12 protein-coding genes and 2 pseudogenes are annotated in these 12231 nt (G+C 68.2%); 7 read left to right on the forward strand and 7 right to left on the reverse strand.

Going from position 1 to position 12231, the window contains the following annotated elements; translation table 11 throughout:
* Positions 1 to 125: 125 nt before the first annotated feature.
* The 6 genes and pseudogenes from IH50_RS0102070 to IH50_RS43280 form a co-directional block, all read right to left on the reverse strand.
* Positions 126 to 1154, reverse strand: a complete 1029-nt coding sequence (locus IH50_RS0102070) for an IS110 family transposase (protein ID WP_078913800.1) — start codon at positions 1152 to 1154, stop codon at positions 126 to 128.
* Between the two features lie 571 nt (positions 1155 to 1725).
* Positions 1726 to 1989, reverse strand: a complete 264-nt coding sequence (locus IH50_RS41520) for a hypothetical protein (protein WP_158801142.1) — start codon at positions 1987 to 1989, stop codon at positions 1726 to 1728.
* A gap of 143 nt (positions 1990 to 2132) precedes the next feature.
* Positions 2133 to 2612 (reverse strand): hypothetical protein, encoded by a 480-nt coding sequence (locus tag IH50_RS0102075; protein WP_030856513.1) that lies wholly within the window; start codon positions 2610 to 2612, stop codon positions 2133 to 2135.
* A gap of 83 nt (positions 2613 to 2695) precedes the next feature.
* Positions 2696 to 2779: pseudogene (locus IH50_RS42325) on the reverse strand (FAD-binding protein); the annotation flags it as partial.
* A 178-nt stretch (positions 2780 to 2957) separates the two neighbouring features.
* Positions 2958 to 4172 carry a glycosyltransferase gene (locus IH50_RS0102080; protein WP_030856516.1) on the reverse strand — a complete coding sequence of 405 codons (1215 nt, stop codon included), beginning with the start codon at positions 4170 to 4172 and terminating at the stop codon, positions 2958 to 2960.
* Positions 4169 to 4811, reverse strand: a pseudogene (locus IH50_RS43280) (MerR family transcriptional regulator). Before IH50_RS43280 ends, IH50_RS0102080 begins: the two are co-directional and overlap by 4 nt.
* 204 nt (positions 4812 to 5015) lie before the next feature.
* Here IH50_RS43280 and IH50_RS0102090 point away from each other — a divergent pair.
* From IH50_RS0102090 to IH50_RS0102100, 3 genes are all read left to right on the forward strand, one after another.
* A complete protein-coding gene (locus IH50_RS0102090; RefSeq protein WP_030856518.1) occupies positions 5016 to 5453 on the forward strand; it encodes an Rrf2 family transcriptional regulator in 438 nt (145 codons plus the stop codon).
* Positions 5454 to 5575: 122 nt separating this feature from the next.
* On the forward strand, positions 5576 to 6574 hold the full coding sequence (locus IH50_RS0102095) for a quinone oxidoreductase family protein (RefSeq protein ID WP_030856520.1): 999 nt from the start codon (positions 5576 to 5578) through the stop codon (positions 6572 to 6574).
* Between the two features lie 28 nt (positions 6575 to 6602).
* Positions 6603 to 7085: a GNAT family N-acetyltransferase gene (locus tag IH50_RS0102100; protein ID WP_030856522.1), complete on the forward strand. Its 483-nt coding sequence runs from the start codon at positions 6603 to 6605 to the stop codon at positions 7083 to 7085.
* Between the two features lie 123 nt (positions 7086 to 7208).
* Here the strand turns inward: IH50_RS0102100 and IH50_RS0102105 are convergent, their stop codons facing one another.
* Positions 7209 to 7937: an SDR family oxidoreductase gene (locus IH50_RS0102105; RefSeq protein WP_030856525.1), complete on the reverse strand. Its 729-nt coding sequence runs from the start codon at positions 7935 to 7937 to the stop codon at positions 7209 to 7211.
* 151 nt (positions 7938 to 8088) lie between these two features.
* Between IH50_RS0102105 and IH50_RS0102110 the strand changes: the two genes are divergently transcribed.
* The 4 genes from IH50_RS0102110 (at position 8089) to IH50_RS0102125 (ending at position 12126) form a co-directional block, all read left to right on the forward strand.
* Complete coding sequence (locus IH50_RS0102110) at positions 8089 to 8601, forward strand: NUDIX hydrolase (protein ID WP_030856527.1); 513 nt, start codon at positions 8089 to 8091, stop codon at positions 8599 to 8601.
* Positions 8602 to 8677: 76 nt separating this feature from the next.
* Entirely contained in the window at positions 8678 to 9343 is a 666-nt protein-coding gene (locus tag IH50_RS0102115; RefSeq protein WP_030856529.1) for an MSMEG_1061 family FMN-dependent PPOX-type flavoprotein, read from the forward strand.
* Between the two features lie 544 nt (positions 9344 to 9887).
* A complete protein-coding gene (locus IH50_RS0102120; protein WP_030856531.1) occupies positions 9888 to 10835 on the forward strand; it encodes an ornithine cyclodeaminase family protein in 948 nt (315 codons plus the stop codon).
* Between the two features lie 322 nt (positions 10836 to 11157).
* Positions 11158 to 12126 (forward strand): TIGR01777 family oxidoreductase, encoded by a 969-nt coding sequence (locus IH50_RS0102125; protein WP_030856533.1) that lies wholly within the window; start codon positions 11158 to 11160, stop codon positions 12124 to 12126.
* The last annotated feature ends 105 nt before the right edge of the window (positions 12127 to 12231 follow it).

Below are 12231 nucleotides of genomic sequence, written 5' to 3' on the forward strand. Positions count from 1 at the left end.
CCTCACGTCGAAGCCGCACCGGAGCGCTCCGGTGCGGCTTCGACGTCTCACGGATCCGGGCAGAGACCCCGCCATGACGGACCGCGGCAGGGCCTCGCCATATCACCCGCGTATCACAGACGCCCCTATAACGCAGGGGTGTGGGAAACCGGTCTGACCAGGTTGAAGACCTCTCGGGCTGTATATCGCTTGAGGCATCGGATGATCTCACGTCGGGTCTTGCCCTCCTGGGTGCGGCGTTCGTAATACGCCTGGGTGCGCGGGTCGTGGCGTAGGCGGGTGAAGACAATGCGGTGCAGGGCGGCGTTGGCCTGCCGGTCGCCGCCGTAGTTGAGCCGACGCGTTCTCCGACGCCCGGAGGAGTACTCGATGGAGCTGACTCCGCAAAGGGCAGCAAAGGACGCCTCGGTGTTCAGCCGCTCGGGGTTGTCCCCCATGGTGATCAGCAAGGTGACTGCGCTGTCCGGGCCGATGCCCACCGGGACGAGTAGCTGTGGGGCGTGGTGTTCGACGAGCTGGGTCAGGCGTTGGTTCAGCTCATTGATCTGCCCGGTGAGCTGTTCGATCCGCTCCGCGAGCATTCTCAGAGTCATATGGGTGGCCTGGACCACCGCGCTCTCGCCCTCCTCACCGTCGTCTGGCCCGAGGCGTGCGCAGGTGCGGAACAGCTCGCGGTTGCCCAGGCTGGACAGTCGTTCCCGCAGTACGGGATCGGCGATGACCAGGACGGCTTTGAGCTGGTTGATCGCCTGGGTACGGGCCTTGACCGCGGAGTCCTTGGCAAGTTTGTAGATCCGGGCGCTGTGCACCGGGCCATCGCCGGATTTCGCTCGGGCCCGGGCGCGGCCGCTGAGCACGGCACGTGCGGCAGCCTGCGCATCGAGCGGGTCCGACTTCCCCAGCAGACGGCGGGCGGCGCGGTCGGGCCGATTCACTTCGAACACCTGGACGTGCTGGGCCAGCAGGTAGCGGGACAGACCCGCACCGAAGGTGCCGGTGCCCTCCACGCCGGCCCGGCGCACCGTGCCCCGCTTGCGGGCCCAGACGAGCAGCTGACGGTAGCCGGCCGCCGTCGCCGGGAAGGACTCGGTGCCAAGGATCTTTCCCAGCGGAGAGATCACGGCCGCGACATGGACTTCGCCGTGCGTGTCCACGCCCAGGACGACCTCGCGCCGAACGGGAGGACCCGTGCTCAAAAAAAGTGCTGCGTGGTCGGGTCGTCATGATGGTTCGCCTCCCGCTATGTGAGATACAGAGTGGATGGCACCGGCCTGCCCGGGCGGTCTGAACCGTGATGGCGCCTGATCTGCAAGGCCCCTATAGGGACACGCCCTCTGGCTCGGTGGCAGGCGGCATCCCGCAACGATGGCCGACATGCCTGTGACTGGACACTTCGGTCAAAAATCTCACGAGTCAGACCCCGTCCGGGATGGCGCTGCACAACGATCCCATCGATGCCGGTACAGCGGCATGACTCGATCACTGCCGGAGGACTTCGGCCGAACAGACGCTCAACCTGATTGAGCACGCTGACAAGGCGTTGACTTTCGCACGCACTTGACTGGTACTGACGGGGAGTCGTCACAGAAGGCGGGCGAACGGGACGGGAGGCTATCGCATAATCACCGCTCCAGGCTCGAGGTCTTACTGCTTACCGTGCACGAGTCGCCGGAAGCTGTGGGCCCGACCTGGCGGTATGGACCCTGCGCGTCTGGCGAATCCGGGTCACCCGGTGGGGTTGACTGTGTGACCGACGACAGCGATCCCGAGTCCGATGACGACGGGTATCCATGAGACGAAGGCCAAGCCAGAGACCGCGACCAGTATGCCGGTTCCCCAAAGCCTGGGGTTACGTACTGTTCTGGCGAGCCATCGTCCAGGCATCCGGTTGCAGATCAGGGCGTAGGTACCAACCCCTGCACCGGTCACGCCCAGAACCGCCACGACAATGAGCCCGAGCGTCAAGAGTCCACCGAAGGTCATCGCCATCCTTTCGCCTGCTGCAAAGCTACTCGTCAGGTGAGCGCCCGACGACCAGCCCGTTCATCCACGGCGTCCGTACCGCTCACAACGGTCTCCCGGCCTCGATCCACTCGCCGCGGCAGTCATCAACTTCCGATCAGGCGAGGGAGTTATACCGGCGCCCGTGCAGTCCCTCGGCTTTCCGCGCTTCGGCCGATATCGCGGAGCATGCGGCGGACGAGAACACGGTGGCCGCCGGAACCGATGACGAGCCCTCGGTAAAGCGCCCCGGGCAATTTGGGGAAAAGGGCGTGTGAACGTGCGCTGAGCAGTGTTCCGTCCGGGTGGTCCGCCAGCGAGAAGGTGAGTGCGTAGTGCGAAAAACGGTGCCTGCCCACGAGGATGAGGCGCTTCCCGCACACGCTTTCGGCCACCGCGAACCCGGGAATGGTCGAGCCTTGGAGCGGCAGTATGCCGGTGACGCTACGCGGCTCGGCGCCCACGAGATGGGCGAATCCGCTGCTGACCCCCAGATGGGTCCGGGCGATCCAGGTGGTGAGTGCATCCCAGGTACTCGGCGCGGGTGCCACAACACGTACCTGGTGCTCATCGATGAAGGGGAGTCCGGACGTGGGGTCGGTCGGTTCCATAGGGATGCTTCGTCCTCCGCGGCGCGCTCGGGTCGGGTCTCACAGGAGCCCAGTAGATCGTCCGCCGCGAGGAGACCTTCATCATCACCGCGCTGCGTCAGGCGATTGGCCGCCATGACGCCGGCGTAACCGCCTCCGATGACCACCACATCGGAATGCTCAGCCATGATGTCTCCCTCGTTTCGAGCGGGTTCGAGCGGTTCGACCAGGAGACACCGCCCCATCGGTCCCTGTGACAGGGGGTGAGTCAGCTCCCTTCGCAGGCGTGCCCGTCTGAGCGGACGCGGCCCACGGGGGCCCAGGCTCCTCGATGGACGCGGGACGAACGCGAGGGACCGATTGGCGTCATCCGTCGGTCAGTTGCTGGATGGCCTTGATGGCTTTCCCTGCTCCGTTTTCGGTCGCCATGTGTTGTGCCGCTTGTGCTGCGGCTCGGCTGTGCGTCTGCTGCTTCACCACTTGGTGCAGGGAGTCGGCGAGCCGTTCAGCGGTGAGGGACCGGAAGGGGATCGGGTCGGTGGCGGCACCGACGGTGGCGAGCCGCCTTGCCCAGAACGGCTGGTCCGCGGTGACCGGGACGGGGACGGCGGGTACTCCGGCACGCAGCGCGGCGGCGGAGGTGCCGGCTCCGGCGTGGTGGACCACCGCGGCCAGCCGTGGGAACAGCAGGGCGTGCGGTACGTCCCCGATGGTGAGTACGTCGTCCCCGTCGGCGGCGAGGTGGGCGCTGCCGGCCTGGAGGATGCCGCGCAGTCCGGCGCGGTGCAGGGCTTGCACGGCGATCTCGCTCAGTCGTTCCCCGTCACCGGAGGCCATGCTGCCGAAGCCGATGAGAACGGGCCGGGGTCCGGCGGACAGGAAGTCCTCAAGCTCGGAGGGCAGGCGTTCGGCCGGGTCGTGGTGGGGCCACCAGTTTCCTACGACGTCCAGGCCGGGGCGCCAGTCGGAGGGTCGGGGCACCAGTGCCGTGCTGAAGCCGTGCAGGATGGGCCAGTTCGCCCGTTCCCGTCGCCGGCGCGCCTCGGCCGGCGAGGCCGGAGGGAGAGCGAGGCGGTGGCGCAGTTGTGTGACGGCCTGTGTGTAGACGCGGTCGGCCATCCGCAGGGCGAAGCGCCCGGTTGCCCGGTTGGCGAGTCGGCCCAGTGAGCGGGAGCCGGTCACGACGGGCGGGAAGTCGCCGGTCGGTGCGGTGGGCTGGAGGTACACGCCGAGGCTCGGGGTGCCCGTGGCCTCGGCGATGTGCCAGCCGAGCGGGGCCGTGGTGGTGGACAGCAGGAGCAGGTCCGTGCCTTGGTCCACGGCGTCGGCGAAGCCCTGACCGAGTTCGGTGACGAACGCGGCGGCGGTCCGCATCAGGCCGCGTTTGCCCGCGACATCGCCACGGGCCCGGGTGGCGGCCGGCAGGCTGCGGAACTCCAGGCCCGCCTCGTGTGCCAGGGGTGCGAAGGCGTCGGTGGCGGCGAGGGCGACGTCGTAGCCCGCCCGGCTCAGTGCGGCGCCCAGCCCCGTGTAGGGCGCGACGTCGCCACGCGATCCGGCCGCGGCGATCAGGATCCTCATCGTTGCTCCTCGGAGTCGGTGCGCGGGCCCGTATGGCGGTCCGCGTTGGCGTGGACCGCATTGCGCGTGTAGGCGGCCAGGCCCGGGCGCTGCTGGGAGGGCGGTACGACCAGGGCGAAGGCGCGCGGGTCGGCGACGAAGTCGTCCGCGATGCGCCGGTGCATGTCGGGCGGGCAGGAGGTGAACCAGCGTGCGCTGGCGCTGCCCTTCCGAGTGCGCCCACTTCAGCTCTGCCTCGGTGGCGTAACTCAGGTCGAAGGCGACCTCGCCGAAGACCTCGAAGCGTTCTTCGGGGGTCAGGGGCACCCCGGTCTTCTGGACCTCGATGGCCCGCTCCGCCACCTCGGCCAGTCGCTGCAGGCGGGCGATCTCCTCGTTCAGTTCTCGCTGCCGGGCCCGGAGCCGCTCCAGGGGGTTCACCTGCGGGTCCTTGAAGATCGCGGCGATCTCGTCGAGGGGGAAGCCGAGTTCGCGGTAGAAGAGGATCTGCTGGAGACGGACGAGGTCGGCCTCGTTGTAGAGGCGGTATCCGGCGTGGCTGCGGTCACTGGGCGAGAGCAGTCCCGCCTTGTCGTAGTGATGCAGGGTCCGCACCGTCACCCCGGCGAATGTCGAAACCTGTCCCACGGAGTAGCTCATCCACCTGCCCCTTCGTCAGCACGCAGCCTCAAGCCTGACGTAGGGGGAGGGTCAAGTCGTGCTCGGGCGGGACATGGCGAAGGCCGCGTTCGCAGGGGGTCCACGTCGCTCGCGTCCGTCCTGACCGTGTGCGACAGTGCGCGGCGCTTTCCACCGCCTCCCCTTGCTGTAAGAATTACTGTTACAGCAAGGGGGGTGGAGGATGTGAGCGCCAACAGCAGGATGACCGTCGCTGTCCATGTGCTGACCTGGATGGCCCTGGTGCACGATCGCGGACGCGTGGTGGTCACCTCGGACCAGATCGCCACGAGCGTGGCCACAAACCCGGTCGTGATCCGGCGCAGCCTCGCGGATCTGCGAGAGGCGGGGCTGGTGACGGTCCGGCACGGCGCGGGGGCCGGCTGGACGCTGGCTCGCGCCGCGGAGTCCATCACCATGCTCGACGTCTTCCGCGCGGTGCACGACGAGCCTCTCTTCGCCCTGCATCGCGGCGAACCGAACCAGTCATGCCCCATCGGCCGTGGCATCCGGCCCACGCTGCGCGACGTCTACGCCGACGCGGAGGAGGCCGTTCGCCGGGAGCTCGCGAGGGTCACGATCGCGGACGTCCTGCGGGACACCCTGGCCATCCGCTCCGACTGAACCTGCGCCCCGGCGCGGCCGGTTTCGCGCTCACCCTTAGTTGTAACTGAACTTGTTTCATCGACGCGGACCTCCGGCGGACCCGGGTGGTCCTGCCATCTCACCTACGGAGGTGTAACGCCATGCTGGCGATCGAGTACCGGCGCCACGGCGGCTACGAGGAACTGCAACTCGTGGAGCGCCCCGCCGAACCGGCTACCGGCGGCCGGGCGTCGATCAGGCTCTCCTACGCCGAGGTGAGCCCGGCCGACGACACCATCAGGGCGGGCCGGATGGATGCTTCCCTGCACCGGGCGCCGCCCCTCGTACCCGGCGGTGGCGGAGTGGGTCGGGTCACCGACCCTGGAGCGACCGGCCTGGCGGAGGGCACGCGCGTGGTGGTCGGCGGCGGTGGTCTCGGCTGGCGCACGGACGGCACCTGGCGCGAGCAACTGACCGCGGAGGCCCCCCAGCTGATACCGATTCCCGACGGAGTGGGCGACGAGGCCGCCTGTGCCCTGTTCGCTGGTGCCGGATACAGCACCGCCTACCTTGTGCTGACCCGGGTGGCCGGGCTGAAGGCCGGCTGCACCGTCCTGGCACCGGGCATCGGCGGCTCTGTCGGCATGGGCGCCGTGGAGGTGGCCCGCGAGCTAGGCGCGTCCCTGGTCCTGACCACCGCCAGCCGCACCGACAAGGCGGAACAGGCACGCGCCGCCGGTCACCAGCACGTGATCGACCTGTCCCGCGAATCCCTGGCCGCCGGTGTCGCACGCATCACCGGCGGCAGGGGCGCCGACGTCGTGGTCGACGGCGTCGCCGGTCCGGTGCTCGGTGACTGCATCGCCTCCCTCGCACACGGAGGTGTCTACGTCGGTGTCGGATACGCCGGCGGCATCGAAGGAACGGTGAACATCACCGACTTGATATGGAAAAACGCCACCGCCCGTGGCTACACGTTCACGACGACCCCGCCCGACGTCGCACGGGCTGCCAGAGTAACCCTGCTGAGGTGGCTGGCAGCGGGCCGCATCAACCCCGTCGTCGCTCGCGTGCTGCCACTGGAACAGGCGGCCGAGGCGCAACGCCATCTGATCGAGGATCGGCCCTTCGGCCGTGTCCTGCTCAAGATCGATCGCTGAAGCAAGCTGGAACAGGAGGAGTCAGGACATGGAACCTCGCGAGGCACTCACGGCCGACATACCGGAACTGATCCGGCTGCGCGCAGTCGCGCTGGAGGGCCTGGGCATGGATCCCGGGCCGGCCGACACGCCGTGGCGGCGCATCGCCCACGGCTGGTTCGAGGAGCGCATCAACCGTCGCGACGACTGTGTCTGCCTGGTCGTCGGGGGCGAACCCGGTGAACCCCTCCTCGCCTGTGGCATGGCCTGGATCACCTACCATCTGCCCAGTGCGCGCTGGCCCGACGGACGCCGCGGCTACCTCGACGGCATCGTGACCGACGTCCCCGCCCGCGGCCAAGGCCACGCACGCCGCATCGTGGACGCACTGGTCGGCCGCCTCCGCACGGCGGGCATCCACTACGTCCAACTGCACGCCAGCATGGCCGGAAGGCCGGTGTACGAGGCCGCGGGCTTCGTCACGGGCAGTTACCCGAGCATGGACCTGATCACGGCTCCGCCCGCCGGATGAGGGACTGCCAAGTCCCCCGAGTAATCGGCAACTCGATCTGCCTGAATGTCCACAGCCCAGTCGGCGACGGCCGTCCGAGCGGCATGGCCCCGGCCGTCGTACTGTGACGTGCCAGTGCGTGGGTCAGACCTGTTCGAAATGAAACGCCTTGATGAAGCAGTCACGGGGCTGGGCGACGGCGAAGAGGATGCACTCCACGAGCGACTGCGCGGTGAGGGCGTCCTCGGCCGCCCGCTGGGTGGTCTCCCACTCCTCGGAGAGCGGATCGGCGTTAAGGAAGTCGGGCGGGTAGAGCGAGATCACCCGGACTCCCTGAGGACGCAGGCGCCTGGAGAGGATCTCGGTGAACCCCGCCTGGGCGCTCTTGGCCGCGTAGAAGGCGTCGTGCGCGTCCGAGCGGTGGTGGCCCGGTGTTCCGCATGCGGAGACCATCGTCACGACATCCGGCTTGTTCGAGTTGAGCAGGAGGGGGAGGAAGCTCTTCGTTGCCAGGACGGTGCCCGTGGCACCGGAGGCGATGGTGTCGACGACGTCGGCGTCGGTCGCGGACAGCAGGTCCGGCCCCGTCAGATAGCGAGAGCCGTTGTTGATGAGGACATCGACGCGGTCGGTGTGGTCCGCGACGCCGGAAGCGAAGTCGCGGATCGAGGCGGGCTCCGTCAGGTCGCAGGCGAAGGCGTGCACCCGCTGGTGGCCGCGGCCGCGGAGCTCGTCGCGGACTCGCTCGGCGGCGGCGAGGTGGCGTGCCGAGAGAAAGACCTCGGCACCGAGGTCCGCGAGGCGGATGGCCAGGGTCCGTCCGAAGTCGCGGCCGGCGGCTGTGATGACAACGCGGTGGTTGTCCCATCTCATGGTGTCGTCCCTGATTCGTGGATCGATTGGTGCGGTGCATCGCGGCGGCGCGGTCTGCGGCGCGGACAGATCGGTACCCCGACGGATGCCACGGCCGCTGACCATGACGACTCCGGCAAGCCGGGCGAGAGCCAGGTCTACGCTATCGGTCATGCCCACTCACAAACGGTCGTTCACCGTCAACGATGATGTCGAGGTGCCCAACCCTGGTGCGGGCGAGGTCTGGACCGTCGGCGCCGTCATCCTCAACAGGGAGGGGCGCGCCTTCGCCCAGAAGCGGAGCGGGGACCGTCGCCTGTTTCCCGGCACCTGGGACATCGTGGGCGGCCATGTCGAGGAGAGCGAAACACTTCTGGAGGCACTCGCACGCGAGGTCGAGGAGGAGACCGGCTGGCACCTGACCCACGTGCGGCAGCTCCTTGGTACCACGACCTGGACGGGGGACGACGGCGGTGGCCTGCGTCACGAGGCCGACTACCTGATCGAGGTCGACGGCGACCTGGACCACCCAGAGCTGGAATGGTCCAAGCATTCCGCCTACGACTGGTTCGGCCCCGACAACCTCGCCCGCCTCAAGGAGAACTGCGGCCCCGGGCAGTTCATGATCCACGACCTCGTCGCCCGGGCCATCGAAGATCCCGGACGCGTCATCCCCATGACCTGAGTCGGAGGCTCTCCGAGCAGGGGCACGTTCCGGTTTCCGCCCCCGGTACACCGGGTCGTCTTCTAGGGTCGTCCCTATGATGATCGACACCGACGCCGTCGGCTTGCTGTTCGATTCCCTCCGGGCGGACGCGCTCACCAGCCAGGACCAGCTGCGCGAACTCTATCCGCAGCCGAACCCGAACTCGCTACGCAAGGAGACCGACCGCCTCACCGAGGAGACCCGGGCGCTGATCGGCTGTTCCTCACTGGTGTTCATCGGCAGTGCGGACCGCCAGGGCCGGGCGGACGTGACTCCACGCGGCGGTGCCGCCGGGTTCGTCTCGGTGCTGGACGAGCAGACCCTGGTGATCCCCGACGCGACCGGTAACAAGCGGCTCGACACGATGCACAACGTGCTGCAGACCGGACGCGTCGGGCTGCTCTTCCTCATCCCCGGTCGCCCTACCACGCTGCGGGTCAATGGCCGCGCCTGTGTGTCGGCACGCCCGGAACTGCTGGCCCAACTCACCCCTGTGGGAAAGCCACCGGTCACAGCGCTCGTGGTTCAGGTCGAGCAGGTCTATCCGCACTGCCCGAAGTCACTGATGCGCGCCAACGCCTGGCGACCGGAGCAGTGGCTGCCCGCCGACGCCCAGCCGAGCAGCGCCGAGGTGACCCTGGCCCAGCTGAACCTGCCCGGCCTGACCCTGGACCAGGTCGAGGAGGCCGAACAGGAGTCACTGCGCCTGCGGTACGAATGAATTCGATGCGAGAAGTCGCTTTCCTTCGGTATCGCATCCCGTGAGCTGTTGTCCGATGTCGAGCCATGACCGCATCGCCAATCGTCAGGCCAATGGCCACCCGGCGGCTGGTTAGCATGACGATATTGAGCAGCGGACGCGTCGTGTCGCGAGTCAGGCACACAAGGACGTAAGACAAAAAGGCACCCATAATGGCGTCCGTCAGCTGCCTGCCCGGTTCGACCGAGACGAACCGACAAGCTGGCGCCCGCCAGTGGCAATGGGCTTTGCCCTGCTCGAGGCTCGGGGGAGGTCTAGCAGTTGGCGAGGCGAGCGTCGGCCAAGGCTATCGATCCAGTGACGAAGGCTTCGATGGGCAGCGACAGCAGGATTTCGCTGTCGCTGGCACCCCAACGGCCACCGATCACGCCCATTCTCTACCGACATCCCCCTGAAAGGCTGGTTGCGCATGCTGCCCGAGGGGAGGTTCACCACACGTCTGGGACCAGGCGTGGCATCGTCCCCTTTACTGGCCGCCGGAGAACTGCGTGAAACCCTGAGGCGCATGACCCGGATTCTGACGCGCACGGACCTGCTGGAACTGCTGGATCCCTCGGACTGCATCAGGGTGCTTCGAGAAGGGTTTGCCGCGTCCGTGCACAGTTCTCCGCCAGGCCAGCGGGTGCGCACCGATCTTCCCTTCCCGGGTACTGCGACAGCCTTGCTGCCCGGACTGCTTCCGAGGACGGACGCCTATACCGTCAAGGTCAATGCGAAGTTTCCTGGAGCGGTCCCGTCCCTGCGGGGTGTGATCTGTCTCCACAGCGGCACGGACGGCGAACTGCTGGCTCTGATCGACTCCGCCACCATCACGGCCTGGCGGACGGGCCTCGCCGCGGCCCTGGCCACCGATCTGATCGCCCGGCCGACGGGCGAGGGCGCATGCACGGTCGGGGTGATCGGCGCAGGAGCCCAGGCGGGACTGACCATCCGTGGACTTCGCGCGCTGAGATCATGGGGCCGTCTGGTCGTCCACGATGTCGACGCACGGCGGGCGGCCGCCTTCGCCCAGCGGCACGGCGGCACCGTGGCGTCGACGCCGGCGGAGGTAGCCGCCGCGGCAGACGTGGTGGTCCTGGCCACCTGGTCGCATGAACCCCTGCTGCATCTGAAGGACGTGCGGCCGGGACAGCACCTGACCACGCTCGGTGCCGACGAGCCCGGCAAGCAGGAACTCGCCCCCGAGGTACTGCTCTCCGCCCGGCTGATCGTCGACGACACCACACTTGTCGCAACGCATGGCGCCCTCGCCAACGCCGGCTTGCCCTCCTCGACAGCTGCCGCCTCTCTCGGAGAGGTCATCCGCGGCGATGCCCTCGCCCGCAACCACAGCCGGGAACTCACCGCCTACGCTCCCGTCGGCCTGCCCTGGCAGGACCTGGCCCTGAGCTGGCTGGTCTTCCAGCGCGCCGAGGAAACAGGAAGGGGAGCAATCGTCGATCTCCTGTCATGACCGCTACCGAGGTCATCGCATCTGACGGTGCGGAGATCAGCTATGACCAGCAGCCAGCCAGGCTTCCGGGCGGTTGTGTGACCTGCTCATGGCGAGCCGACGGCTGTCTCGAAGTCCGCGATGCTCGCCCCCCCCGGCACACGCAACGCCACCCGTCCCCGGACCACTCTCGGCATTGCGGGATCAGACGGACAACGCTCCCAGTTGAAGTCCAGCGCCCTGGTCTCATGGCGGGGCCGGCTGAAAGGGTGGACCGCACGATAGTTTTGAACGCGTTCAACTCTTTGGTCTAAGCTCATAAGAGACAAAGGAGGGGGAGCCGATGAAGGTCGTGATTCCGGGCGGCACCGGACAGGTCGGCACTGTCCTGACGCGTGCACTGGCCGGCGCCGGCCACGAGGTCGTGATTCTCACCAGACGGCCCAGGTGCGAGGGCGAGGTCCAGTGGGACGGTCGGACCCTGGGGCCGTGGAGGGCTGCGGTTGACGGCAGCGATGTCGTCATCAATTTGGCCGGACGCTCCGTGAGTTGCCGGTACACGACGGCTAATCTGCAGGAAATGATGGATTCCCGGGTCGACTCCGCCGGGGTCGTGGGCGCCGCGATCGCGGGTGCTGCCCGGCCGCCCCGCGTCTGGCTGCAGATGAGCACCGCGACGGTGTACGCGCACCGCTTCGACGCCCCCCACGACGAGGCCACCGGTGTGATCGGCGGTACCGAACCGGGCGTGCCGGACTACTGGGCGTACAGCGTCGAGATCGCCAAAGCCTGGGAGCAGGCTCAGCAGCAGGCGGAAACGCCGGCCACGCGCAAGGTCGCTCTGCGCTCGGCCATGGTGATGAGCCCCGACCCCGGCGGGGTCTTCGCCGTCCTGCTGGGACTGGCCCGCCTGGGTCTCGGCGGCCCGGTCGCCGGTGGCGCACAGTACGTCTCGTGGATCCACGAACACGACTTCGTGCGCGCGGTGGAATTCCTGATCGACCAGGAAAACATCGCGGGGCCGGTGAACCTGGCGGCTCCCCATCCCCTGCCACAGCGCGCATTCATGCGCACCCTGCGCTCCGCGTGGGGTGTACCGGTGGGTCTCCCCGCGACCAAGTGGATGGCCGAGGTCGGCGCGTTCGCTCTGCGTACCGACACCGAACTGCTGCTGAAGAGCCGCCGAGTCGTCCCAGGCCGACTGGACCAGGCAAGCTTCAACTTTCAGTACACACAGTGGCCGCAGGCCGCGGATGAGCTGGTGCGCCGGGTACGCACACGGGTCAGACGCGGTCCTGGGGCACGCCGGTGAACGGATCCGGCACCAACGGCGGCCGATCCGCCGCCCTGCCGGGCCCTGGCCAGCCTCGCCACCACGTGATCAAACCGGACAGACCCACTGAACGACGCCATTCCG

It is taken from the genome of Streptomyces sp. NRRL S-37 (assembly GCF_000721605.1).
Classification (GTDB): domain Bacteria; phylum Actinomycetota; class Actinomycetes; order Streptomycetales; family Streptomycetaceae; genus Streptomyces.